A 24247-nucleotide genomic window follows, 5' to 3' on the forward strand; every position below is an offset into this window, starting at 1 on the left:
CAGAGGTAAAAACCAAACAAAATTTTTTATTAAATTTATACAATATTATTCTAGGCTCAAAATGCTACTACTTGGTGTTTTGAGCTCTTATTTTTTAGATAAACACTACTTATTTTGACAAAACGGAAACATACTTTTCATCATAAGGTAAACCAGATTTTGCAATAGCAAAACTTTGTTTGATTAACTTATTTGAAACTGCTATTAAAGCTAGTTTTTTACTCTTTCCTTTGTTTACAATACGCTCATAAATATCTCTACATGCTTTATTATGTTTGCATGCATTAAAGGAGCATAAAAACAAGAGATTCCGTAATTTTCGATTACCTACTTTACTTGTCCTACTTTGATGTCGCTAGTATCTCACGTAATTGCTAGTGCTAGTTTGTAACTAGTACCGTTTATGAATAAGTGTTAATTAAGAGAAATAAATAATATTTAAACTCCGCTCCGTAAAGTCTCTTGACTTAGCGGAAAGCGTTCTGTTGAGGCAACAATGAGGAGTGGAAAGAAAGAGTAAAAGCCCCTAAGAAAAGTAGTATAAATTATAAATAAGAATAACTCAAAGCCGGGAGACTTTGCGGAACTAGATAAAGTATTTTTAGATGAATTTAATAAACAGTTATAAGTTATTTAACTTTCCTAGTAACTGAACAAGCTTACTTTTTGTTTTTGCATATTCATATTGATTTTTTATCGATTTTAAATTACTTTCAATTAATTTAACCTCTCTGTAATTAATTAAAAATAAAGAGCTTTCTCCTAAATAAAATTTTCGCTCTTCGCTTTTAACAATTATTTTATAATCACTTACTAAGTTTTTTAAAATAGTATTTTGTTTTTGGTACGAAGTAATTTCTTGCTTAGTAGCAGTAATTTTATTTTGTAAAACTATTTTTGTGGCATTAATTTCAAAATCTAAGTCTTGTAATTTTAGTTTAGCAAGTTTTAAATCTCCTCTAGATTTTCTTAAAAATAACGGAACACTAACTTGTAAAGAATTTTTATAATTAGCAACATTAAAAGCATCTAAATTATTAACTTTTGAAGCTAAGAAATTGTGTTGAAAATCTATTTTTGGTAATAAATTATTTATTTTTAGTCGTTTGTTTATTTGTAATTTTTTCTTCTTTAATTCGAGTAATTTTAATTTAGGGTGATTATCGAAATTATTTTGAATTATATGATTTGTAGACGTTTTTAATATTGAATCAATTTTAGAGAAAGTAGTTGTATCTGGAATCATTTCCTCTTTTAATTCCATAGGTATGTTATCGTTAATCCATAAATAGTTAGAAAACTCTAATTTTGATTTTAACTGTTTAATGAAAGCTTTTTCTAAATCTAACTTTCTGTTTTTTAAATTTATACTTGCTTCCAATGTATCTACAGCAGCTTTGTCACCAGCTTTAAAATTTTTAACAACATTTTTTAAGCGAACATCTGCATTCGCATAGTAATTTTTATAAACTGCATATTGTTGGTAATATTGAATCCAATTTAAGTAAGAAGAAATTGCATTAAATAAAACAGTATTTACAAGTAATTGTTGTTCTAATTCACCTTGTTTAGTATATAGTTTAGCTTGTTTTAAGGTAGCCATTCTTTTATTAATAAATAAATTTCTTGCTAGCGGAATAGAAACTCCTACATTGTATAACCCATTTTTAGGGGTTTTAAATTGTGGGTTTAAGTATTGACCTGAATTGTTTTCATAACTAGCTTTTAATTCAATACCATACCAAGTAGGAATTTTAAAAGTAGAGATTAATTTTTTGTAATAATCAGTATTTTTAAACTCTTTTCTATTGTAATCAACTTCAATTTTAGGGTCAAAAGCACCACGCGCTTTCATTAATTTTGCTTCGTTGGTGTTGGTAATAAGTTTTGCCTGTTTTATAACAGGGTGGTATTTTTTTACATATCCTAAACTCTCTTCTAAAGAAAGTATATTTGTTTGTTTATTTTGAGAAAAAGAAACAAAACTTATGAGTAGATATAAAAAAGGTAGTTTTTTCATTATTTCTTTTTCTTTGATTTAGTTTCTTTAGTTTTAGGTTGGTAAAAATTAGGCGGAAAACTATTAATTTGCCTCCATAGTTCATACCAAATAGGTACATTTTCTAATAAAGCAATTGTTTTTGCTCCAGAACCTACTCTAATTGCTTCTGGCCAAGGTTGGCTTACGTTGTTAGGGGTTATTAGAACTCTATATTTACCATTATTGCTAATAAAATTTTCGATAGCAATAATTTTAGCTTCATAAGTACCTGTAGACATATTGGGCCAACCACTAAAAATTATAGCAGGCCAACCATCAAATTGAACACGAACTTTTTCGTTAACATGTATAAGCGGTAAATCAATAGGTCTTATAAACATTTCAACAGCTAAATCATATACAGCAGGCATTATGTTTATTAATTGTTCACCCTCTTTAAAAGTTTCTCCAATACCAGATTTTATTGCTTTATTGATATAACCATCTTGTGGAGCTGTAATGTATAATAAAGAATTTCTTTTGTTATAATTAGCCAAACTTGTTTCTAATTTAGATACCTGTATTGCTGTTTCATAAGCGCCAGATTCTGCTGAGTGTAACGTACTTTGCGCTTTAGATAATTTATCGATATAAGAAGCTTTAATACTAGATATAGTTAGTTTAGCGTTAATAATGTTGTTCTCAGAGGTTAAAAGTTTGTTTCTCTGAGAAATTACTTTAGCAGAAAATTCTTGAAGTTTTGCTTTTTTTTCCTCAACATGTTTTACGGCTTTTAAGCCTTCTTGTTGTAAGGTGTAAGTTCTGTCGTATTGAATTTTTGCAATATCTTTTTTTATAATGATAGTTTCTAAATCAATACTATCGCTTTTAACTTTTAGATATGCTTGTTGTAATTTATTTTTCGCTTGTTGTGATTTTAAACTCTGTTCATTTCTTATAGCAAAAATTTGCCTTTTTAAAGCGTTTATTTTATTACCATAAGATTTTTCAGAAAGGCTTTTCGAATCAATTTGATTCGCTGTTCTTTCAGCTAGCTTTGTATCGAAATAATTACTTTTTATTTCTGAAATCCTTAATATAGTATCACCTTTTTTAACAAAATCACCTTCTTTAATAAACCATTCTTCAATACGACCAGGTATTTGAGATTGTATAGTTTGAGGACGTTGGTTTGGTTTTAATGTAGTTACGTTACCTGTGCTAGTTACATTTTGAGTCCACGGTAAAAACATGGTAATAATAACTATTAATAAAAAGAAAAGTAAAAATTTTTTAAATAATTTATGATGTGCTTTTTTAAAAACTCTCTCGCCTGATTTAAAAGTTGATAAATTGACTTGATCAGAAATGGTATTGTTAGATATGTTTAACATTGATTTCTATGAATTATAAGTTAACAATTGCTCCTTTCTTAAGCGTAATTTGCTTGTTGCATTTCTCTTTCCAATTATCATTACTACTAATAATAATTAAGCTCCAAGGTTGTGAAGGTTTTGTAATAAAATCTATAATACCCTTAGTTTCTTTTTTATCTAATTGATCTAGAGGATCTTCTAATATTAATAATTTTGGTTTTCTTATAATAGCCCTAGCCAAAATTATTTTTTTTGAAATAGTATAACCAATATGTTTTCCTTCAGGTTTTAAATAAGTATCTAAACCATTGGGTTGGTGTTTTAAGAATTCGGTTAAACCAACAGTATTAAAGGTTAAATAAATATCATTATCTGTAATAGAGGTATCTCCAAAAGTTACATTTTCTCTTATAGTACCTTTAAAAGGAGTTTCTTCCGATAAAGACAACCCTAAATTAGCTCTATAGTTATTAAGATATAAGCTGCTTAATGATAAGTCATTTATAAATATTCCACCAGAAGTTGGCTCTACAAGACCCGAAATTAATTGGGCTAAGCTAGATTTTCCAGAACCACTTTCTCCTTGAATTAAAATTCTATCTTTAGCAGCTATCTCAAAAGAAATATCATTTAAAATTGGGTTATTTCTATTACTAACATAATAGGAAACATTCTGAAGTTCAACTTTAAAAGAGTTTGTTATGTTAATGTTATTACCTTTTTGATTTTCAATTGGTTTGTCAATAACCTGACCTAGTTTTTCAATTGAAGTAAGTACATCATAAAAAGACTCTAAGCCTAAAATTAATTTTTCAACTGAAGCTATCACTAGCAGTATAATTATTTCAGCAGCAACAAATTGACCAATATTCATTTTTTGATTTAAAACTAAAAAACCACCCATTAATAGCAGTCCTGCAGTAATAATTACTTTAAAACTAATCATTTGAATGTACTGAATAATTAAGATTTTAAAATGATTCTCTCTTGAATCTAAATAATCGTTTACTAGAATATCACTTTTTTCTACGGCTAGTTTTGTTTTACCTGACAATTTAAAACTAATAATTGTTCTAGCAATTTCTTGTAACCAGTGCGCTACTTTGTATTTATTTTTAGATTCCTTTAAGCTTGTTTCCAAACCAATTTTAGCGGTGTATTTAAACACTACAAAAATTAAAACCAATAGTAAAATTCCAAATAATATAAAAAATGGATGGTAAAAAGAAAGTAATAACAACGCAAAAATAATTTGTAACAATGCAGAAGGAACATCTATTAATATTTTAGAAATTCCTTTTTGAATAGTTAGTGTGTCAAAAAATCTATTTGCTAGTTCAGGCGGATAGTAGTTCCTTAATTCGCTCATTTTTATTTTCGGAAAACGATAACTAAGTTCTAAAGAAGCTCTTGTAAAAATACGTTGCTGTATTGTTTCAATAATTCTTATTTGCATTAGTTTTAAGACCCCGCTAAAGGCAACCCCAGCGGTAACCAATATAACCAATACAATCCATGAGGCTGAAATTTCAGCTCCTTGTAGCAAATTTATAATTGCTTGAATACCTAATGGAAGCGATAAAGCAACGATACCTTCAAAAATTGCATAATAAGATATTTGTAAAACATCTTTCTTTTCAAGACTTAAAAGACCAAGAAAACGTTGCCAAGGAGTTAGTGTGTTATTTTTTGTCATTTGCAAGACTATTTAAGGTTAAATCAAGAAAAAACGATGTTGGAGATATTGAATCATTACAATTAGTTAATGATTTAAAGTGTTGTTTAATAAATTGCTGGTGTAATGCCCCTTCAATAATAGTGCTTGCTAATGTAAGAGGGTGTTGGTAGGTATTGTTATAATTAGATATAATGTCGGCTAAACGCTTTACTACTTCTTTATATAATTTAAAAAAACCATCTTTATTTTCAGTATCTACTTCTTTTGTAGAATACGATTTAGAATTTTCATTAATTACAATTAAGTTTAATAAAATCTCATTAATATGTGAGAAATTACTGTCTTGCTCGGTTGTTTTTGTTACTATTTGAATGGCTTTTGTTAATTTTTCTTTAGCATCATTAATGCTATATGTTTCTATAACTAATTGATATTGTATCCAACCCCAATACCAAGAGGTTAAATAAATTAGTAATTTATGTTTGCTTTCAAAATACCTATAAACAGAACTTTCGTTAGAGCCTATTAATTTACCAAGTTTTTTAAAATTGAAGCTTTCAAACCCAATAATTTCAATTAATTTAATACTATTTTCTACAATTCTTTTACCTAAATCAGAAGTTTCAGGGTCTTTGAGATAGATGCCAGAAGGAATTTCAATCTTAATATTTGATAAAAAATTTTTCATAAATAAATATTATAAGTGCAAATGTAATAGTATTACTATTAATAAAGAAAGTAAAAGTGTTAATTTAATAATAAATTAGTTTTTTTAGGAATTACAAAAACTCACAATCACTTATTTTTTTATACATTTTACTACAACGCTTCATATTAAAGGTATGTAAAATTAGATTTGTGTAAACAAAATTATATTATGAAAACACATACATCAACGGGTGACTTTTTAGGGCACCCTAAAGGATTACTTTATTTATTTTTTGCAGAACTATGGGAACGATTCTCTTTTTACGGAATGCGAGCGTTACTTGTTTTATACATGACAAAACATTTATTGTATTCTGATGAGATGTCGTTTGGTGTTTATGCAGCTTATATGTCTTTAGTATATGTAACTCCGATGATTGGAGGTATTCTTGCTGATAAAATTTTAGGATTTAGAAAAGCAATTTTATTAGGTGGAGTATTAATGTCATTAGGTCATTTTTTGCTAACCTTTGAGCAGCCAATATTTTTCTATGGCTCGCTAGCTTTAATTATTGTAGGTAATGGTTTTTTTAAACCAAATATTTCTTCTTTTGTAGGTAATTTATATAAACAAGGAGATGTTCGTAGAGATGCAGGTTTTACAATATTTTACATGGGAATAAATATTGGTGGGGCAGTTGCTCCATTAGCTTGTGCATGGTTTGCTGAAACCTATGGTTGGCATTATGGTTTTGTATTAGCTGGTATTGGTATGTTATTGGGCTTATTCGTTTTTCAGAGAGGTCTTAAAAATAATACTTTTGAAGATAAAGGTTTGGTAACAAACTCAACATTATATAACGAAACAATTTTAGGAATTAAAAAAGGTACAGCTATTGTTATAGCTGCTTTTTTATCTGTTCCTATTTTTGCTTTAATTGTACGCTTTCATCAGTTTGAACATTATTTAGTTTGGGTAGTTTCTTTATTTTTAATAGGATATATAACGTATATTTTAAAGCAGGTAAGCAAATCAGAAAAGCAACGTTTATTGGTTGCTGTTTATTTTACGATTTTATACACTTTGTTTTCAGCTATTTTCGAACAAGCAGGTAGTTCTCTAACCCTTTTTGCAGATAGAAATGTAAATTTAGTAGGTATGAATGCAGCAGGAACCAATAGTATTAACTCTGGATTCATAATTCTGTTAGCAATTCCATTTTCTATGTTATGGACATTTTTAAGCAAAATTAATAAGAATCCTAACTCTGTAATTAAATTCGGATTAGGGTTGTTATTCTTAGGTTTAGGATTTGTTATTTTCGGAATGTCAGCAAACCAAGTAGATGAATTTGCAAAAACACCAATGCTATATTTAGTTGTTGGTTATTTAGTGTTAACTATTGGAGAATTATTTTTATCTCCAATTGGTTTGTCAAAAATGACAGAACTATCACCAATGAAATATGTGGCTTTTATTATGGGAGTTTGGTTTTCTGCTAATTTTTATGGACATTATTTTGCAGGTAAAATAGCAAAACTAACAACCGTATCAGAAGGTGATTTAGGTATTTTTTCAGAAGGTTTTTTTGGAGAAATCACACAGTTTGTAACGGGATTGTCAAATACCATCGTTTTAGAAAAAGGAATTGCTTTTCAACAGTTATATTCTTACGTTTCTGTATACTCTAGTTTAGGGTTAGTTGCTTCGGTAATTGGTGTTATAGTTGTATTATTCTCAAATCCAATAAAAAAAATGATGGGTAAAATTCATTAAATTTTAATCATAAACAATATTTAGTATGAAGCAAAGAAAACATTTACTATCACTTTTTATTGTATTTACATTAGTTAGTTCTTGTAATGTAGAAAATAAAAAATCAAATAATTTTTTAGAAAAACAAAATGAGAAAGCATTTACAGAAGTAATGTTAAAGCACTTAAAAGCAGTTTCTGATAAAAATATGGAAACGTTAAAAATAACATTATCACCTAAAGGAGATATGGAGCTAATTCAACCAAATATGGAAATTATTTATTCTGTAAATGGTTTTTTGAAATTCCACGAGCCTTTTTTAAAGGATTCTAATTCAGCATTAGAATTTAAAATTACCAGTAAAAATATTGGAGATAGAATAGGAGTTGCTACTACAGAAGCTATATATAAAGAATTTAAACGTAACGGTAAGCCTTATTTTAATAGATTAATAGTTACTTATACCTTAGAAAAAATAAAAGGTAAATGGTATGTTATAAAAGACCATGCTAGTTCAATTGAAAAAACTAAAAGCTAAAGATGAAAAGTATGAAATATGCATCTTTAATACCTTGGTATTATGGAAAACAATGAACAATATTTTGTGATTAATAAAGAAACTTGGAACATGAAGGTTGGGGTGCATGCTAAAAGTGACATGTATGATTTAAATGCATTTAAAAATGGTGAGAGTTCATTAAAGAAATATGAGTTAGATGCTTTAGGTGATGTTTCTGGTAAATCATTATTGCACTTACAATGTCATTTTGGGCAAGACACGTTAAGTTTGGCAAGAATGGGAGCTAAGTGCACCGGGATAGATTTGTCTGATTAAGTAATTAAATTGCCAAAAGCGTTAAATAAAGAATTAAGTTTAGAGGTGAAATTTATATGTTGTAATGTATATGATACCAATAAATATGTATTAGAAACTTTTGATATTGTATATACAAGTTATGGTGTTATTGGTTAGCTGCCTGATTTAAAACCTAGGGCAAAAGTAATTGCAGCTAGTTTAAAAAGTGGAGTAACGTTTTTTATGGCAGAATTTCATCCGATTGTATGGATGTTCGATTATCAAGACAACAAAACGGTGATGCGCTACAAATACAATCAAAAAGAAGTTATTTACGAAGAGTATTCAGGAACTTATGCTGATACTAATGATGAAATGCTAACCAGAGAATATGGTTGGAATCATGGTTTAGGTAATGTAGTTACTGCTTTAACTTCGGAAGGCTTGCAGATTGAATTTTTAAGGGAATATGACGAATGTCCTTATAATGTACTACCAGATTTAGAAGAAGAAGAGAACGGAATGTTTGCAACAAAAGATAAACTTTATCCTTTAATTTATACGCTTAAAGCAACAAAACCATAAGATCTCTATCTTATGGTTTTCTTATATAAAAAAGATATTTGTCATTTTTGTATGGTATTGATAATGCAATAAGTTAGGTATTTGGAGTTAGCGAGTTGTTATGTTGTTTAAAAGACGAAATAAGGAAAGTTTATTTTATTACATTTACAAAAAAAAAATAAATGAAAAATGATAGTTTATACACCACTATATTTGGTAAAAGAATAAGTATTTTCTTAATTATACCGCTTTTTTTTGTAGTTAATGTAATAATGCTTTTTATTTTAATGAAACTTTCAAGCTCTTTTACGATTACTGCTTTTCTAATGCTTATGCCACCTGGAGTTATTAGGAGCTTCTCTAATGAACTTTTTTATATTTTTAATATAAGTAAGAAAACAAAGGATAAGCTCAGCTTCATAATTAGTTTCCTAATTTTAACCATATTTTTATTGATTTTTTCGTCTGGTTTATTAAAAACAATAATTATTTATATCGCATACTATTTATATTGTAAGGTAACTTTTGAGATATTTGCTAATGATTAAATATGAGCTAATAGATCTATTAATCTTGCATTAAACCTTGCTTATTGTATGGTTTTATTTTTTCTTTAATGAGATAAATTATTGCTTGATTTTGATAAAACAGGAATATTTATAATAAAGGATAAGTTTTATCCTTAAAACAGAAAAACCATAGGAGAGCTCCTATGGTTTTATTATTTTGATAAGTTTACTGTTATTTAAACGTTGATGTAATGTTTATCGCAACTTCATCCCAAGTTTTAGAAACACCATCAGTACCTTTATGTAAATCTTTACAAGCTTCATTTAAAGATGTTAAAGCTTTTTGTGCATTCCAATCTGTAATTTTAAGGTTACCAGTTAAATTAAAAACCTTTCCGCTTATAGTATACTTAAAAGCAAGTTTTTTAGTAACTCCATTCATAGTAATATCAGAAAAACCAATAGAGTCATTCTCTAAAACTAATTTACCAGAAAGTAACTCAGTTTTATCCATAATACCAAAAAAGAACTTTTTAATCTTAAAGTCTCTACTTGTATCTTTTGTAAAAACACTGCTTACTGGAATAGAAAATTCTGCATTATTAATAGCTTCTTTAAGAGTATTACCTTCTCCATTAGAAGTAACAGTTACTTTTTTAAATTGCCCGTTAACAGGTAGTTTTTCAGTTGTCTTGTACGCGGTCCAGTTTATTTTATTATCGGCATCCTGTAATACAAAAGCTGCTTTTTTTACTACCTTAACTTCTTCTTTTTTAACAGGTGTTTCTTTTTTTGCTTCAGATTTACAAGAAACAATACTATTAATGGCAATAAAAATTGCAGCTAAACGAATGATTTTTTTCATGATAATTATTTTATAATTGAATTGACTAAGTTGATGTATTCTTGTTTTGCTTGGTCTTCGCTCATTCCTTTTAATTGCATCCAAGCATTAAATTTAAAAGCATTTCTTAAACCATTATTTGTGTTAAAGGAAAAATGATCTCCTTTAACAGCTTGTTTGTAATAAGCATATAATTTAAGCATAACATCAGGAGGAAGTCTTTCCCTTAGTTTAGAGGCTTCCTTGTATGCTTTTTGAAATTGTATGTCTAAATCATTTACCATAAATACTAATAAGGTATATAATTATATTTTACATTATATAGTGTATATACAAATATACAAAGGGAGCTAGGAAAAACAAACTGTCTAGCCTATCTAATAAACCGCCATGTCCAGGCATTATTGTACCACTATCTTTAACTTTTGCTTGTCTTTTAAATTTAGATTCTACTAAATCTCCTAAAGATCCAAAAATAGCTACAATAACAGCAATGATTATCCAATTTGAAATAGAAAAATAAGTAGAGTATTTTCCAATTAAAAAACCTGCAATAATTGCAAACAGTAGCCCTCCGATAAAACCTTCAATCGTTTTTTTAGGAGATACAGATTCAAATAATTTATGTTTTCCGAAGTTTTTACCTACAAAAAAAGCAAAACTATCATTCGTCCAAATCATCAAAATAATAAAAATAATAATATTCGGGTGATAATCGTTTTCAATAAAAGGTAATTTTATTAAAAAATAAAAAGGTAAAATTAGGTAGGTAATATGTAAAGTTATTTTTTGAGTAATAGTATTAGTTTTTATAGGTTTTGTACTTATTAGATAATAAAGTAGGCCTAATAAACCAACAAAAGAAAAACCTATAAGGAAGCTATCAACAGAAGAGGGAACTGTGATAATACATAAAAGAATAATACTTGCTAAAAGTAAATATGGTATGCTATTTTTTAAATTGAGTATTCTTGAAAACTCAAAAACACATATAGCAGAAAAAATACTAATTAAGCCGATGTAGGATTCTGCGGAAAAAAGAATAGCAGAAATAAAAATTATAGCATAAACAAGTCCAGAAATACTTCTTGTTATAAGGTTGCGCATGGTTTATAAATCTTCAAAGAGTAGCAAATATAAGTTTTTTGAATTACTGTTACCGTAAGTTAAAAAACTATCATCGTCAACGTCAATTTTATAATTAGTGATAGAGCTAATATTTGTAGGTATATTACCTTGAAAGTTTGTTTTAATACCCGTTAATCCTTCTCCCATATTTTTCACCAATTGGCTTGTAGTAGCATATACTACAAAATGTTTTGAAAGAGAAGATAGCTTATCGCTTCCTATTTGATTAGAAGAAAACAAAATATCTCCTTTGTTAGCAATTAAATGCTCGCAAGAGGTAAAGTAAGGGGTGTTTTCAGAAGTTTTTTTTTGAATATTAAGATCTAATTTATCAGTAATCTTTAATAAATCGAAATCAGAACAAGTAATTTCGTTCCAATTGTTTTCTTTTAAAATTTCTTTCAAATTACTCGCTACTTCATTTATAGATGTACAGTATAAAAACCGACCTCCTTTACTGATAAAATTATGAACAAAAGAATCATCTAAAGACAAATTAACTTCTTGCTCGTTAATTTGTCTTTCTGTAGATGATTTTTTGTAAGATTTATATATTTTCTTGAAAATATTCATTCAAATAAACTATTCTTCAGTTACAGTATTTGTTTTTTCTTCTTTTTTATCAAAAGGTCTTTCTCCAAATAATTTCACTAAGTCATCTTTAAACATAACTTCCTTTTCAAGTAATAACTCTGCAAGTTGGCTAAGTTTATCTTTATGTTCACTTAAAAGATCAATAGCTCTTTGGTATTGATTTTCAATCATTTTAGAGATTTCTTCATCAATAGTTTTAGCAGTGTCATCACTATACGGCTTAACAAAGGAATCATTTCCTGATGAATCATAATAGGTAACATTACCTACTTTATCGTTTAAACCATAAACGGTAACCATTGCTCTGGCTTGTTTCGTAACTTTTTCTAAGTCACTTAAAGCACCTGTAGAAATTTTATTAAACATCAACTTTTCGGCAGCTCTACCACCCATAGTAGCACACATCTCGTCAAGCATTTGTTCGGTTTGAATAATTTTTCTTTCTTCAGGAAGGTACCAAGCTGCACCTAATGATTGACCACGAGGAACAATTGTTACTTTAACTAAAGGAGCTGCATGTTCTAACATCCAACTAACTGTAGCGTGACCAGCTTCATGAAAAGCAATAACTTTCTTTTCTTTTGGCGTAATTACTTTATTTTTCTTTTCTAAACCACCAACAATTCTATCTACAGCATCTAAGAAATCTTGATGCTCAATAGCTTCTTTATTGTTTCTAGCGGCAATTAAAGCAGCTTCGTTACATAAATTAGCAATATCAGCTCCAGAAAAACCAGGAGTTTGTTGTGCTAGTAATTCTAAATTAGCATTTTCAGCTAACTTTAAAGGTTTTATGTGTACGTCAAAAATTTCTCTACGTTCATGTAAATCTGGTAAGTCAACATAAATTTGACGATCAAAACGACCAGCACGCATTAAAGCTTTATCTAATACATCTGCACGATTTGTTGCGGCTAATACAATAACATTTGTATCAGTTCCAAAACCATCCATTTCTGTTAAAAGTTGATTCAATGTGTTTTCACGCTCATCGTTACCACCAGTCATACTGTTTTTTCCTCTTGCACGACCAATTGCATCTATTTCATCAATAAATATAATTGAAGGAGATTTTTGTTGGGCTTGTTTGAATAAATCTCTAACACGAGATGCACCTACACCAACAAACATTTCTACAAAATCAGAACCAGATAAAGAGAAGAAAGGAACTCCTGCTTCACCAGCAACAGCTTTTGCTAATAAGGTTTTACCTGTTCCAGGAGGTCCTACAAGTAAGGCTCCTTTAGGTATTTTACCACCTAGTTTAGTGTATTTTTCAGGTGTTTTTAAGAAGTCAACAATTTCTTGAATTTCTTCTTTAGCACCTTCTAAACCAGCTACATCTTTAAATGTTGTTTTAACTTTAGTGTCTTGATCAAAAAGCTTAGCTTTTGATTTACCAATGTTAAAAATTTGACCACCACCGCCAGCTCCTGATCCACCACCAGACATTCTTTTCATAAAGAAAAGCCAAATACCTATTAGTAAGATAAAAGGAAGAAAGTCAAACAATGTTTTCATTAAGCTTGTTGGCTCTACATTATTTATGTCAAAATCAAGATTCTTTTCAGTTCTTTCTTTTTTAATTTCATTTTCGAAATTTTGTAAATCACCAAAGTTATATGTATATAAAGGTGATCCTTTTCTATAGAAAGCAGATTCTGTTATTTTTTTATGTTCTTCTTTTTTCTCAGCATCACTTTTTAAGAATATTTGAGCAAGATTATTATTCTCAATAACGATTTTCTTTATATCATTTTCCTGTAATATCTTAGAGAACTCATTTTCTGTAATGTTACGAGAACCTAAATTACTTGAATTAAAAAAGCTTAATCCTAATAATACGACTATTATAGGTATATATATCCAAAATGAATTAAAAGTAAATTTTGGTGTGTTTTTTTTCTTATCACTCATATAATTAATTTGTCTAAATTATTAGCAATTATTTTGGGTTAATTTCTGTGATTTTAGCATCACCCCAAAGACTTTCAATATCATAATAATCTCGAACTTGTTTCTGAAATATATGAACGACAACGTTTACATAATCCATTAAAACCCATTCAGAGTTTCCTTGACCTTCAATATGCCACGGTTTATCTTTAAGTTCTTTACTTACCATTTTTTGAACAGATCCAGAAATCGCATTAACTTGCGTATTTGAATTACCCGAACAGACTACAAAATAATCGCAAACGGTGTTCTCAATTCCCCTTAAATCTAGTAATTGGATGTTTTCTCCTTTTACTTCGTCAATCCCTTTTATAATCACAGAAATTAAATCATCTGTGCTTGCTTGTTTTTTTGTCATCAAAAAAAATAATTTTTAGCAAAGTTATTATTTTTTTGCGAGTATATTGCTTAATATTGGTACTTGTTTTACTCACAAAATCCATATGAAAATAATCAAACTTGATGCCATTGATTCAACCAATTCTTTTTTAAAGAATATGGCAGTAAAAACAGCAGTAGATGATTTTACTGTTGTAGTTGCTAGAAGGCAAACTTCTGGGAGAGGGCAAATGGATGCTTATTGGGAAGCTGAAGCAGGTAAGGCTTTGACTTTTAGTGTTTTTTGTAAGTTTTCTGATTTAAATATTGCTGATTATAAGTATTTAAACTATTGTGTTTCTTTAAGTGTTTATGAGGCTATTAAGTATTTGAAAATACCACGGTTAGCTATTAAATGGCCTAACGACATTATGTCAGTAAATAAAAAAATAGTAGGTATTTTAATTGAAAACACGTTGAATCTTAATAAAATAACCTCTTCAGTTATTGGTATTGGTATTAATGTTAACCAAGATAATTTTTCTGATGAGTTACCGAATGCGTCTTCATTAAAAATGATTTTAAAGAAAGAAACAGATTTAGATTTTCTGATGAATAGCTTTTTAGAGACTCTTAAAGAAAAAATAAAAGTGCTAAAAACAAAAGAATATTCACTTTTAGAAAGTGAGTACTTGAGTGTTTTATATAAAAAAAATGTTCCGAGTATGTTTAAAAACAATCAGAACATTTTATTTATGGGTAAAATTATTGGAATATCCGATAACGGAAATATTCAAATAGAATTAGATAACGAAACAGTAAAAGATTTTGGCCTTAAAGAAATTTCGTTTGTTTAAATTATATTTTTGTAATATTCTCAGTTAAAGCGTCGATAAATTTTGTTAAAGGCTTTTTAACCATCATTGCCATCATTGCATTAAACTCACCATCAAAATTTAAAATAACTTCACTCTCTTCTTTAGAAATTTCAGAAATATCAGCAGATAAAGTAAAAGGTAGTTTACTGCTTGCAGCACCTAATGTAACATTAGAGTGTGCAGTTTTTTCTTTCATTACCAATCTTATTTCGGGCATTCCTTTTAATCCAAAAATAAAACTATCTCCGTCTACCTCAAATTTTTGAGTATTTTCTGGCATTAATTGTTCAAAGTTATCTAATTTTATTAAAAAGTTAAAAACTTCTTCTGTAGATTTCTTTACAACTACTTTGTTTCCTTCAATATTCATTTTCTTTGTTTTTCTTTATTGTTTCCACTGACTAGGTGCCATTCTCCAGTCTTTTAAAGTATTTAGTTCTTTATTTGTAATGTACTTGCTATCTAAAGCCTGTTCAAGTAAATATTCGTAATTACTTAATGTAGTAAGCTCTATATTATCGTTTTTGAAATTATCAGAAGCAATTTCAAAACCATATGAAAATATAGCAATCATACCTTTAACATTTGCATTTGCTTCTTTTAAAGCCTTTACCGCATTTAAACTACTCTTACCTGTGCTTATTAAATCTTCAATAACCACTACATTTTGCCCGCTTTCTAAATGACCTTCTATTTGGTTTTTTCTACCATGCTTTTTAGGTTCAGGTCGTACATATACAAAAGGAACTCCTAATTCTTGCGCAACTAGCATTCCAATAGCAATTGCACCAGTAGCAACACCTGCAATTACATCAGGTTTACCATGTTTTTGTTCAACTAATTTAGCAATTTCTTCTTTTAAAAAGTTTCTAACTGCTGGATAAGATAATGTAACTCTATTGTCACAGTATATAGGTGATTTCCAGCCAGAAGCCCAAGTAAAAGGTTCGTTAGGGCTTAGTTTTATAGCTTTTATTTGCAGAAGAAGTTCGGCAGTTTTTTTTCCTGTATCTTTGTTAAAATCCATAATGCAAATGTATAAAGTTTTTGTTAATGATAAACCAATAATCTTTACAACTTCTGTAAAAAATGAAGAAGATTATGTCGTTTTTATTTACAAAAATATAATAATGAGTGAACTTATTTATAAATTAAAATTAAATAAGCTAAAAGGTGTATATATTTATACAACTAATATCGCAAGAGATTGGCAAGGATTTAAAAATAAATTTAAAATTATTGTTTCAGCTGGCGGACTTGTTATAAATGATAAAAAAGAATTTTTGTTTATTTATAGAGGTAATAAATGGGATTTACCTAAAGGGAAGAGAGAAAAAGGTGAAAAACTTGAAGAAACAGCTCTTAGAGAAGTTGAAGAAGAATGTGGTGTGTCAAACTTAACGATTAAAAGAAAACTGATAGAAACATATCATTTTTTTATTGAAAAAGGAAAGTACAGGTTAAAAGAAACACACTGGTATTTAATGAATTCTTCATGTAATAAAGAATTAACCCCCCAACTTGAAGAAGGAATAACTAAAGTGATGTTTAAAGATCTTGAAGATACTAGAGAAGCTTTAAAAAACACGTTTTATAACATTACTATGGTTTTTAAAACTCACGAAAATTTAATTGATTTATGACACTATGTCATTATACATGCACTGCTAGAATAAATTTTCTGCCAAAATAAAAGCAAAAACTTGTTGGCACACACTTTGACTATTACTAATCGTAAAATTGAATCAAAAATTTAAGATAAAATAGTTAATTATGAGTAAAATTATAGGAATTGATTTAGGAACCACAAATTCATGTGTTTCTGTAATGGAAGGAAATGAACCAGTTGTTATTCCTAATTCTGAAGGAAAAAGAACTACACCATCTATCGTAGCATTCGTAGAAGGAGGAGAGCGTAAAGTTGGTGATCCAGCAAAACGTCAAGCAGTTACTAATCCAACAAAAACAGTTTATTCTATTAAACGTTTTATGGGGAACAAGTTTTCTGATTCTTCAAAAGAAGCAGGAAGAGTACCTTATAGTGTTGTAAAAGGAGATAATGATACTCCACGTGTAGATATTGATGGTCGTTTATATACACCACAAGAAATTTCTGCAATGGTATTACAGAAAATGAAGAAAACAGCTGAAGACTATTTAGGTCAAGATGTAACGGAAGCTGTAATTACTGTACCTGCATATTTTAACGATGCACAACGTCAAGCTACAAAAGAAGCTGGTGAAATAGCAGGTTTAAAAGTACGTCGTATTATTAACGAACCAACTGCAGCTGCATTAGCTTATGGTTTAGATAAATCTCACGATGATAAAAAAATAGTTGTTTTCGATTTTGGTGGTGGAACACATGATGTTTCTATCTTAGAATTAGGAGACGGTGTATTTGAAGTATTAGCTACTGATGGTGATACTCACTTAGGTGGAGATGATGTTGATGAAAGAATTATTAACTGGTTAGCTGAAGAATTTCAAGCTGAAGAAGCTATGGATTTACGTAAAGATCCAATGTCTTTACAACGTTTAAAAGAAGCTGCTGAAAAAGCTAAGATTGAATTATCTAGCACAACTTCATCAGAAATTAACTTACCATATATTACTGCTACTGCTTCAGGACCAAAGCACTTAGTTAGAACATTAACAAGAGCTAAGTTTGAAGCTTTAATTGATGATTTAATTAAAAGAACTATTGAGCCTTGTGCTACTGCTTTAAAAAATGCTGATTTAACGATTGATGAAATCGATGAAATTGTATTAGTAGGTGGTTCAACTCGTATCCCTGCAATTCAGGAGGCTGTTGAGAATTTCTTTAAAAAATCACCAAGTAAAGGAGTAAATCCTGATGAAGTAGTTTCTTTAGGAGCTGCAATTCAAGGTGGAGTTTTAAGTGGAGATGTAAAAGACGTATTATTATTAGATGTTACGCCTTTATCTTTAGGAATTGAAACTATGGGTAACGTATTTACAAAGTTAATTGATGCAAATACTACTATTCCAACAAAAAAATCTCAGGTATTTTCTACAGCTGTAGATAATCAACCATCTGTAGATATTCACGTATTACAAGGTGAAAGAGCAATGGCAGCAGATAACAATACAATTGGACGTTTCCAATTAACAGATATTCCACCAGCACAAAGAGGAGTTCCTCAAATTGAAGTAACTTTTGATATTGATGCAAACGGAATTATCAAAGTATCTGCATCTGATAAAGCTACAGGTAAAACTCAAGATATTAAAATCGAAGCTTCTTCAGGTTTATCAGAAGAAGAAATCGAAAAAATGAAAGCTGAAGCTGAAGCAAATGCTGATTCTGATGCAAAAGCAAAAGAAACTGCTGAAAAAATCAATGAAGCTGATTCTATGATTTTTCAAACAGAGAAGCAATTAAAAGAATTTGGAGAGAAATTATCTGATGATAAAAAAGCGCCAATCGAAGCTGCTTTAGTTGAATTAAAAGCTGCTCATGAATCTGGAGATGTTTCTAGTATTGATGGTGCTTTAACTACTATTAACGAGGCATGGAAAGCTGCTTCTGAAGAGATGTATGCAGATAAAGGTGCAGGAGCTCAACAAGCTGCTCAGCCAGAAGCAAACAATGCTCAAGAAGATAATGTTGAAGATGTAGACTTCGAAGAAGTGAAGTAATATATTAAGTTATACATACTATAATCCCATTACAAGAAATTGTAATGGGATTTTTTATTTTCATTATTATTAATAATAACTACATTTGGTTATATAGATAAGAGAAATAATTTTGAAGAAAATTAGTATATATATAATTTTTATTCTTTTAATTTTTACAATTAAAGCAGTCGCTCAGCACCCTGTTTTTACCCATTTAACCGAGAAAGACGATTTACCTGATATAGAATTTTATAGTATTATAGAAGACAGTAAGGGGTATATATGGTTAGGAGCCGATAAAGGTCTTTTTCGTTATGATGGTAAAAAATTTAAAAATTACACACATCCCGAAAAAAGAGGGTTATCTGTTTTTGGTTTAAAAATAGATTCAAAGGGGAGAGTTTGGTGTAATAATATTTCTGGACAGTTTTTTTATGTAGAAAGTAATGAGTTAATTCTTTTTAAAGATTTAAAAGAAGAGGTAAAAGGGCAATTAGCTGCGTTCTCGTTTTATCAAAATGACCTAATAACAAGTACTGAAACAGGATTATATAAGATTAGTGTAGATGATTTGTCTTGCCGTAAGTTATTTAAAAGAAAAACAGGTTCATACCCTTTTAATATTAAAGGAAATAGTTTAATAAATTTGTATGACCATGAAATAATGGTTACAAAAAAGAAAAAAAAACCAATTATAAAGTATAATTTAAATACATATAAAAAATATGAATTTAATAAATGGGATATTACATCATTTAAAAATAAAGATTTAATCTATGCTCATAATACGAATGACTTAAAAGTAAAACCAAAATTATTTTACGAACAAAAAAATCGTTTAAAAGAAGTTGTTTTACCTGAAGAATTACAAAACAATGTAATTCTTACATTTTACGAGCAAAATGAAGAACTTTGGTTATGTACAAAAGGAGGGTTGTTTATTTATGAGTTAAATAACGGTGAATTAATATATAAGAGAACTTATTTTGAGGGTAAGCTGGTTAGTAGTGTTTTAAGAGATAGAAATAATAATTACTGGGTTACTACTTTAAGAAACGGAGTATATATAATCCCAAATCTATATATAGAAAGGTATGATATAGATGAAGAAAAAATGAATATTAGTGCAATGAGTCGTATTGGTAAAGATTCATTAATTATCGGTTCAACAAAAGGGCATCTAGGAATTTTAAACAAGAAAAAAAATGAATTAACATTTTTTAAAAAAGTATATAATGATAAAGTGTATTCTATTTGTGATAGTAAGAATAAAGTTTATTTAAGTTTAGGAGTAAGCTCTTTTATATATGATAAAAATAGAAAAATAATTTATGAAGATAGATTTTGTGCAAACGCTAAAGATTTATCGTTAATTGATGAAAGTAATATATTATATGCATCTCATAATTCGGCAACAATTATAAATGTTGAAAACAAAAGTATTTGCCTTTTAAAAAAAGCTAGAGCATACACAACATATTATAGTAATAAAAAAGAAATATATGTAGGGTATGTTGATGGGGTAGAGAAGTATGATAAACAAAAAATAGCTTCAAAAATATTGTTAAATAACAAGTTAATATTTGCAATAGATATTACTGAAACAGTAGATGGTACTGTTTGGTTATCAACTTTTAAAGATGGTGTAATAGGTGTTAGGAATGATAAAGTAGTATTTAATTATACTATAAACAGCGGTTTGTTATCTAATCAAACAGGCAAGATAAAAGGAGATGGCGAATTACTTTGGATAGCTTCGGATAAAGGATTACAGGTATTAAATGTTAAGACAGGGGAGTTTAAAAATATAACAAAAAAAGACGGGATAAATTCATTTAATATATCTGAGATTTTACCTTTTAAAGAAGTGCTATTTTTCAGCTCAAATAAGGGGTTGTTTAAAATAAATAAAGAGAATGTTTTTAAAGATAGAAATATTTTAGATTTCTATTTTACATCAGTTTTAATAAATGATAAAGAAGTTGGTGAAAAAGAAAAATATGAATTAGCATCGAGTGCAAAGAAAATAAAATTCAGCTTTCATACGAATGGTTTTTTAGCTGAAGACAACATTGTGTTTAAGTATAAGTTGATAAATAATTCAGATGTAGGTGAATGGAATACAGTTGATAAAGGAGTAAATCAGGTTACATTTAATAATCTTGCTGCTGGTAAATATATCTTAAAACTAAAAGCAATAGAGTTAAATGGAAAAAAAGAAACAATTGAAAAGGTAGTTGTTTTAGAAGTGAAATTACCATTTTATAAAGAATGGTGGTTTTTATTAATTATAATAACATTTTTATTTATTTTAATCTGGATTTTTTTCACAAAAAGATTCGATAAGCTAGAAAAAAATCAAAAGCAAGCCATTGAAAAAGAGCGAATGCAAAGGGAGTTAGTTGCGTCAAAATTAGAAACATTACAATCTCAAATGAATCCGCATTTTACCTTTAATGCATTAAATTCAATTCAAAATTTAGTATTGAAAGGAAATAAACAAGAAGCATATAATTACCTAACTAAATTTTCATTACTACTAAGAAAAATTTATTATTAAGTACTAAAAGCTTTGTGTTTTTGATGAGGAACTATCGTTAATTAAAAATATTTAGAATTAGAGAAACTTAGGTTTAGAGATAATTTTATTTATGAAATAAAAGGAGAAGAGTTTATTGATGATATTAAAATACCAACAATGATTATTCAGCCATTTATTGAAAATGCAATAAAGCATGGTTTGCATCATAAAATAAAAGGCATTAGAGAAATAAAGATTGAGTTTTTTCAAGAAAACCTTTTTAAATGCATAATAACAGACAACGGAATAGGTTTTAAAGCATCTTCTGAAATAAATAAAAAAGCAATAAACAAACCAGTATCTTTTTCAACAAAAGCAATAAATGATAAGCTTAAAATATTAAAAGAATTTTATAAAACAGATATTGGTTTTGAATATGTAAGTACTGAAAAAGGTACTAAAGTGGTTATTAAAATACCATTTAAACATTAAAATAAAATTTTCGGAAAGTATTTTATAGTATTCGAAAAATATATCTCTCTTTTTAAAAATAAAAACTGAACATTTAAAAATTAGGTTTACTAAATTGTAAATATATCTGTTTAATATTCTTTTAAATAAATGCATAAGTTTTTTAAAATATATCATTACTTATTAAATGTTGGAGTTACTTCTAAAATGAGTAATGAATATAAGAAAATAAGACTTTTAAATACTTTTTGCATGACATGGTCGGTAATGATTGTTGTTATAACAATATTCGATTTAATATTTAACAGAGAAATTAAAGAGAGTTTAATCTTACATACTATTTCTTATTTTATTATAGGTGTTATTTTTTATTGTCAAAAAAAGAAAAAATATACATTAGCTAGAGTTCTGTTTATAACTTCTATTATTGGGGTTACATTTATTTTTGCAAATTTTGTTACAACTCAATCACTAATAGAAAATTTTTATTTTGTTTATCCTTTAATAGGAATATTGTTTATAGATAAGAAATTGATAAATATTTTGTTTTTATTCCTTTGTTTTTTTTTGTATTTTTTACCAAATATGTTTTTTAATATATATCCTAAAAACACGATTTTACCAGTGTTGGTTTTTTGTGTTTTTTCAGGAATATTTGTTATTTTAAATTATTCAGAGCAGTTAAATAAAAGACAAGAAAAAAAACTTTTAAAACGTAAAGTAGAGCTAGAAGAGGCATATTCTAAATTAGAAAAGCAAAAAGAAAGTGAATTAACTCTTTTAAGGTTGCAAACATTAAAGGCACAAATGAATCCTCATTTTATGTTTAATACAATGAATTCTATTCAGAATTTAATTTTAAAAGACAATAAAATAGAAGCATATGATTTCTTTATAAAATTTTCATCATTAATGAGGAGAAATTTAAGAACAAGTGATAATAGCTTTGTTAGGTTAAGAACAGAATTATCTATTGTTAAAAGTTATTTAGAGTTAGAAAAACTTAGGTTTGGGGCAGCATTTAAATTTACTATAGAAGAATTAAATTTTGATAAAGAAATTAAAATTCCCTCAATGATAATTCAGCCTTACATAGAAGAGGCAATTAGATGTAGATTATTACATTTAAAAGAGGGGGATAAAAAGGTTATAGTCCGATTTTATTTAGAAGACAAAGTGTTGGTTTGCGAGATATTAGATAATGGAATTAGGGGCTTTGTTAAAGAAAAGAAACAAGAAATATCATCAAAAAAAATACTAGAGAAAAGACTTGTTCTATTAAAAGAATATTATAAAACTGATATTGGTTTTGAATACATGGTAATACCATTGGGAACTAAAGTAATTGTAAAAATACCGTATACTTTTTCACATGAATAAAATAAGCGCAATATTAGTAGATGATGAAATTAATGCAAGAGAAAATTTAAGGATTTTGTTAAATAATTTTTGTAGTAATATAGATGTTTTAGGAGAAGCAACGAATGTTGATGAAGCAGTATTAGCAATAAGAAAGCATCAACCACAAATAGTTTTTTTAGATATTGAAATGCCTCAGAAAAATGGTTTTCAATTATTAGAAGAGTTTGATGAAATAAACTTTCATGTTATTTTTGTAACAGCATATGATAGTTATGCTATAAAAGCATTTCAAGTTACAGCTGTAGATTATCTTTTAAAACCAATAGATGTTTCGTTATTAGAAAAAGCTATAAAAAAAGCAGAAAAATATATAGAAAAAAACACGCAAGATTCAAGAATTAACTTGTTAAAAGAAAATAAAAAAGAGATAACAAAAATTGCGATTCCTTATAAAAGTGATTATGCTATTGTTAATATTAAAGATATATTATGTATTGAAGCTGATAGGATGTATTCTGTAATTTATACAGTTAAAGGAAAAGAATTTGTAGTTGCAAAAAAACTAAATTATTATGAAACCCTTTTTTCTGAAAAGAGGGTATTTATTAGGATTCATAGATCATGGATTGTTAATGTAAACCAGATAGACACCTACTCAAAAAAAGAAAAAGAAGTTGTTTTAAGTACTAAATTTAAAGTACCAGTAAGTAAAAGTTATAAAGAAAATTTTGAACAAATTTTTTATATATAGAAAATTTTCCTTATTTTTAGTAGGTAAAAAGAAAAGAACGTTACTTCATTACTATTTAAAACAATCATTTTTGGTTTTGTGGTGAGTCTTAAAATTAAAATAATACTAATTTAAATTAATGAAAGATGAAAAAAGTAATTGTGTTAATTGGAGTGATAGGTTTACTGTCTTTTAGTAGCGTATCAAGTGAAGTTACGGTTAAAGAAAATACTAAAAAAGAAATGGCTTTAGATGGTATATTTTTTTTAATTAATAATACAGCAGCTGATGTGCCTGTTTTTATAGGTCCAGACCCTGTAATTTTAAAAAGAGGATCAAGAACTCTTATTTCTTGTGTAATAGGCCAAGAAGTGAGTTTTGATAATGGTGGTGTAAAAGGAGATGTCATTTTTATAATAGAAAGTAGTCATTGTGGTATATCGTTAATGCTATCTAACTTCTAAATTATAATTTTAAATTTTATTAAAAGCC

General features: G+C 27.9%; 25 protein-coding genes and 1 pseudogene. 13 read left to right on the forward strand and 13 right to left on the reverse strand.

Annotated elements, in window-relative coordinates; translation table 11 throughout:
* Positions 1 to 109 precede the first annotated feature (109 nt).
* The 5 genes and pseudogenes from CXF68_RS20980 to CXF68_RS09825 all read right to left on the reverse strand — a co-directional run.
* A pseudogene (locus CXF68_RS20980) lies at positions 110 to 355 on the reverse strand (IS110 family transposase); the annotation flags it as partial.
* Between the two features lie 267 nt (positions 356 to 622).
* Positions 623 to 2020 (reverse strand): TolC family protein, encoded by a 1398-nt coding sequence (locus CXF68_RS09810; protein WP_101044196.1) that lies wholly within the window; start codon positions 2018 to 2020, stop codon positions 623 to 625.
* The gene (locus CXF68_RS09815; protein WP_101044198.1) at positions 2020 to 3375 is read right to left on the reverse strand and encodes an HlyD family secretion protein; all 1356 of its coding nucleotides are present in this window, start codon (positions 3373 to 3375) and stop codon (positions 2020 to 2022) included. The genes CXF68_RS09810 and CXF68_RS09815 overlap by 1 nt, the downstream gene beginning before the upstream one ends.
* 13 nt (positions 3376 to 3388) lie before the next feature.
* The gene (locus CXF68_RS09820; protein ID WP_198553790.1) at positions 3389 to 5053 is read right to left on the reverse strand and encodes a peptidase domain-containing ABC transporter; all 1665 of its coding nucleotides are present in this window, start codon (positions 5051 to 5053) and stop codon (positions 3389 to 3391) included.
* A complete protein-coding gene (locus CXF68_RS09825) occupies positions 5040 to 5723 on the reverse strand; it encodes a TetR/AcrR family transcriptional regulator (protein ID WP_101044203.1) in 684 nt (227 codons plus the stop codon). Before CXF68_RS09825 ends, CXF68_RS09820 begins: the two co-directional genes overlap by 14 nt.
* A 189-nt stretch (positions 5724 to 5912) precedes the next feature.
* On the opposite strand from CXF68_RS09825, the gene CXF68_RS09830 reads away from it, so the two are divergent.
* From CXF68_RS09830 to CXF68_RS21200, 5 genes are all read left to right on the forward strand, one after another.
* Complete coding sequence (locus CXF68_RS09830; protein ID WP_101044205.1) at positions 5913 to 7460, forward strand: peptide MFS transporter; 1548 nt, start codon at positions 5913 to 5915, stop codon at positions 7458 to 7460.
* A gap of 25 nt (positions 7461 to 7485) precedes the next feature.
* Positions 7486 to 7977, forward strand: a complete 492-nt coding sequence (locus CXF68_RS09835; RefSeq protein WP_101044208.1) for a nuclear transport factor 2 family protein — start codon at positions 7486 to 7488, stop codon at positions 7975 to 7977.
* 42 nt (positions 7978 to 8019) lie between these two features.
* Positions 8020 to 8274, forward strand: coding sequence for a hypothetical protein (locus CXF68_RS21190; protein WP_369800494.1), 255 nt, complete (start codon positions 8020 to 8022; stop codon positions 8272 to 8274).
* A gap of 9 nt (positions 8275 to 8283) precedes the next feature.
* The gene (locus CXF68_RS21195) at positions 8284 to 8412 is read left to right on the forward strand and encodes a hypothetical protein (protein ID WP_369800495.1); all 129 of its coding nucleotides are present in this window, start codon (positions 8284 to 8286) and stop codon (positions 8410 to 8412) included.
* Between the two features lie 66 nt (positions 8413 to 8478).
* The gene (locus CXF68_RS21200; protein ID WP_369800496.1) at positions 8479 to 8820 is read left to right on the forward strand and encodes a hypothetical protein; all 342 of its coding nucleotides are present in this window, start codon (positions 8479 to 8481) and stop codon (positions 8818 to 8820) included.
* A gap of 720 nt (positions 8821 to 9540) precedes the next feature.
* Here the strand turns inward: CXF68_RS21200 and CXF68_RS09850 are convergent.
* Genes CXF68_RS09850 through rsfS form a run of 6 tightly spaced genes read right to left on the reverse strand, consistent with a single transcriptional unit; the run spans position 9541 to position 14188 of the window.
* Entirely contained in the window at positions 9541 to 10173 is a 633-nt protein-coding gene (locus CXF68_RS09850; protein ID WP_101044213.1) for a YceI family protein, read from the reverse strand.
* A 5-nt stretch (positions 10174 to 10178) separates the two neighbouring features.
* On the reverse strand, positions 10179 to 10436 hold the full coding sequence (locus tag CXF68_RS09855) for an acyl-CoA-binding protein (RefSeq protein ID WP_101044215.1): 258 nt from the start codon (positions 10434 to 10436) through the stop codon (positions 10179 to 10181).
* A gap of 28 nt (positions 10437 to 10464) precedes the next feature.
* Entirely contained in the window at positions 10465 to 11259 is a 795-nt protein-coding gene (locus CXF68_RS09860) for a phosphatidate cytidylyltransferase (protein WP_101044218.1), read from the reverse strand.
* A gap of 3 nt (positions 11260 to 11262) precedes the next feature.
* Positions 11263 to 11853 carry an LUD domain-containing protein gene (locus CXF68_RS09865; protein WP_101044220.1) on the reverse strand — a complete coding sequence of 197 codons (591 nt, stop codon included), beginning with the start codon at positions 11851 to 11853 and terminating at the stop codon, positions 11263 to 11265.
* A gap of 9 nt (positions 11854 to 11862) precedes the next feature.
* Positions 11863 to 13791 (reverse strand): ATP-dependent zinc metalloprotease FtsH, encoded by a 1929-nt coding sequence (ftsH, locus tag CXF68_RS09870; protein ID WP_101044222.1) that lies wholly within the window; start codon positions 13789 to 13791, stop codon positions 11863 to 11865.
* Between the two features lie 28 nt (positions 13792 to 13819).
* Positions 13820 to 14188, reverse strand: coding sequence for a ribosome silencing factor (gene rsfS, locus CXF68_RS09875; RefSeq protein ID WP_101044224.1), 369 nt, complete (start codon positions 14186 to 14188; stop codon positions 13820 to 13822).
* 85 nt (positions 14189 to 14273) lie between these two features.
* On the opposite strand from rsfS, the gene CXF68_RS09880 reads away from it, so the two are divergent.
* Entirely contained in the window at positions 14274 to 15005 is a 732-nt protein-coding gene (locus CXF68_RS09880; RefSeq protein ID WP_101044226.1) for a biotin--[acetyl-CoA-carboxylase] ligase, read from the forward strand.
* 1 nt (position 15006) lies between these two features.
* On the opposite strand, the gene CXF68_RS09885 is transcribed toward CXF68_RS09880, so the two are convergent.
* Both CXF68_RS09885 and pyrE read right to left on the reverse strand, forming a co-directional pair.
* Entirely contained in the window at positions 15007 to 15396 is a 390-nt protein-coding gene (locus CXF68_RS09885) for an orotate phosphoribosyltransferase (protein ID WP_101044228.1), read from the reverse strand.
* Positions 15397 to 15411: 15 nt separating this feature from the next.
* Positions 15412 to 16053, reverse strand: a complete 642-nt coding sequence (gene pyrE, locus CXF68_RS09890) for an orotate phosphoribosyltransferase (protein ID WP_101044231.1) — start codon at positions 16051 to 16053, stop codon at positions 15412 to 15414.
* Between the two features lie 7 nt (positions 16054 to 16060).
* On the opposite strand from pyrE, the gene CXF68_RS09895 reads away from it, so the two are divergent.
* The 7 genes from CXF68_RS09895 (at position 16061) to CXF68_RS09925 (ending at position 24219) form a co-directional block, all read left to right on the forward strand.
* Positions 16061 to 16669 carry an NUDIX hydrolase gene (locus tag CXF68_RS09895; RefSeq protein WP_232771635.1) on the forward strand — a complete coding sequence of 203 codons (609 nt, stop codon included), beginning with the start codon at positions 16061 to 16063 and terminating at the stop codon, positions 16667 to 16669.
* A gap of 130 nt (positions 16670 to 16799) precedes the next feature.
* Positions 16800 to 18689 (forward strand): molecular chaperone DnaK, encoded by a 1890-nt coding sequence (gene dnaK / locus CXF68_RS09900; protein ID WP_101044235.1) that lies wholly within the window; start codon positions 16800 to 16802, stop codon positions 18687 to 18689.
* Positions 18690 to 18801: 112 nt separating this feature from the next.
* Positions 18802 to 21231, forward strand: coding sequence for a histidine kinase (locus CXF68_RS09905; protein WP_101044237.1), 2430 nt, complete (start codon positions 18802 to 18804; stop codon positions 21229 to 21231).
* 138 nt (positions 21232 to 21369) lie between these two features.
* A complete protein-coding gene (locus tag CXF68_RS09910; RefSeq protein ID WP_101044239.1) occupies positions 21370 to 21684 on the forward strand; it encodes a sensor histidine kinase in 315 nt (104 codons plus the stop codon).
* A 129-nt stretch (positions 21685 to 21813) separates the two neighbouring features.
* Entirely contained in the window at positions 21814 to 23043 is a 1230-nt protein-coding gene (locus CXF68_RS09915; protein WP_101044241.1) for a sensor histidine kinase, read from the forward strand.
* Positions 23036 to 23776, forward strand: coding sequence for a LytTR family DNA-binding domain-containing protein (locus tag CXF68_RS09920; RefSeq protein WP_101044243.1), 741 nt, complete (start codon positions 23036 to 23038; stop codon positions 23774 to 23776). The genes CXF68_RS09915 and CXF68_RS09920 overlap by 8 nt, the downstream gene beginning before the upstream one ends.
* Before the next feature lie 125 nt (positions 23777 to 23901).
* The gene (locus tag CXF68_RS09925) at positions 23902 to 24219 is read left to right on the forward strand and encodes a hypothetical protein (protein WP_101044245.1); all 318 of its coding nucleotides are present in this window, start codon (positions 23902 to 23904) and stop codon (positions 24217 to 24219) included.
* Positions 24220 to 24247 lie beyond the last annotated feature (28 nt).

It is taken from the genome of Tenacibaculum sp. Bg11-29, assembly GCF_002836595.1.
Classification (GTDB): domain Bacteria; phylum Bacteroidota; class Bacteroidia; order Flavobacteriales; family Flavobacteriaceae; genus Polaribacter.

Excerpts from the sequence above, each read along its gene's own strand:
- CXF68_RS09810 (WP_101044196.1), bottom strand. The coding sequence starts at position 2,020 with ATGAAAAAACTACCTTTTTTATATCTACTCATAAGTTTTGTTTCTTTT.
- CXF68_RS09815 (WP_101044198.1), bottom strand. The coding sequence starts at position 3,375 with ATGTTAAACATATCTAACAATACCATTTCTGATCAAGTCAATTTATCA.
- CXF68_RS09820 (WP_198553790.1), bottom strand. The coding sequence starts at position 5,053 with ATGACAAAAAATAACACACTAACTCCTTGGCAACGTTTTCTTGGTCTT.
- CXF68_RS09825 (WP_101044203.1), bottom strand. The coding sequence starts at position 5,723 with ATGAAAAATTTTTTATCAAATATTAAGATTGAAATTCCTTCTGGCATC.
- CXF68_RS09830 (WP_101044205.1), top strand. The coding sequence starts at position 5,913 with ATGAAAACACATACATCAACGGGTGACTTTTTAGGGCACCCTAAAGGA.
- CXF68_RS09835 (WP_101044208.1), top strand. The coding sequence starts at position 7,486 with ATGAAGCAAAGAAAACATTTACTATCACTTTTTATTGTATTTACATTA.
- CXF68_RS21190 (WP_369800494.1), top strand. The coding sequence starts at position 8,020 with ATGGAAAACAATGAACAATATTTTGTGATTAATAAAGAAACTTGGAAC.
- CXF68_RS21200 (WP_369800496.1), top strand. The coding sequence starts at position 8,479 with ATGGCAGAATTTCATCCGATTGTATGGATGTTCGATTATCAAGACAAC.
- CXF68_RS09850 (WP_101044213.1), bottom strand. The coding sequence starts at position 10,173 with ATGAAAAAAATCATTCGTTTAGCTGCAATTTTTATTGCCATTAATAGT.
- CXF68_RS09855 (WP_101044215.1), bottom strand. The coding sequence starts at position 10,436 with ATGGTAAATGATTTAGACATACAATTTCAAAAAGCATACAAGGAAGCC.
- CXF68_RS09860 (WP_101044218.1), bottom strand. The coding sequence starts at position 11,259 with ATGCGCAACCTTATAACAAGAAGTATTTCTGGACTTGTTTATGCTATA.
- CXF68_RS09865 (WP_101044220.1), bottom strand. The coding sequence starts at position 11,853 with ATGAATATTTTCAAGAAAATATATAAATCTTACAAAAAATCATCTACA.
- ftsH (WP_101044222.1), bottom strand. The coding sequence starts at position 13,791 with ATGAGTGATAAGAAAAAAAACACACCAAAATTTACTTTTAATTCATTT.
- rsfS (WP_101044224.1), bottom strand. The coding sequence starts at position 14,188 with ATGACAAAAAAACAAGCAAGCACAGATGATTTAATTTCTGTGATTATA.
- CXF68_RS09880 (WP_101044226.1), top strand. The coding sequence starts at position 14,274 with ATGAAAATAATCAAACTTGATGCCATTGATTCAACCAATTCTTTTTTA.
- CXF68_RS09885 (WP_101044228.1), bottom strand. The coding sequence starts at position 15,396 with ATGAATATTGAAGGAAACAAAGTAGTTGTAAAGAAATCTACAGAAGAA.
- pyrE (WP_101044231.1), bottom strand. The coding sequence starts at position 16,053 with ATGGATTTTAACAAAGATACAGGAAAAAAAACTGCCGAACTTCTTCTG.
- CXF68_RS09895 (WP_232771635.1), top strand. The coding sequence starts at position 16,061 with ATGTATAAAGTTTTTGTTAATGATAAACCAATAATCTTTACAACTTCT.
- dnaK (WP_101044235.1), top strand. The coding sequence starts at position 16,800 with ATGAGTAAAATTATAGGAATTGATTTAGGAACCACAAATTCATGTGTT.
- CXF68_RS09910 (WP_101044239.1), top strand. The coding sequence starts at position 21,370 with ATGATTATTCAGCCATTTATTGAAAATGCAATAAAGCATGGTTTGCAT.
- CXF68_RS09915 (WP_101044241.1), top strand. The coding sequence starts at position 21,814 with ATGCATAAGTTTTTTAAAATATATCATTACTTATTAAATGTTGGAGTT.
- CXF68_RS09920 (WP_101044243.1), top strand. The coding sequence starts at position 23,036 with ATGAATAAAATAAGCGCAATATTAGTAGATGATGAAATTAATGCAAGA.
- CXF68_RS09925 (WP_101044245.1), top strand. The coding sequence starts at position 23,902 with ATGAAAAAAGTAATTGTGTTAATTGGAGTGATAGGTTTACTGTCTTTT.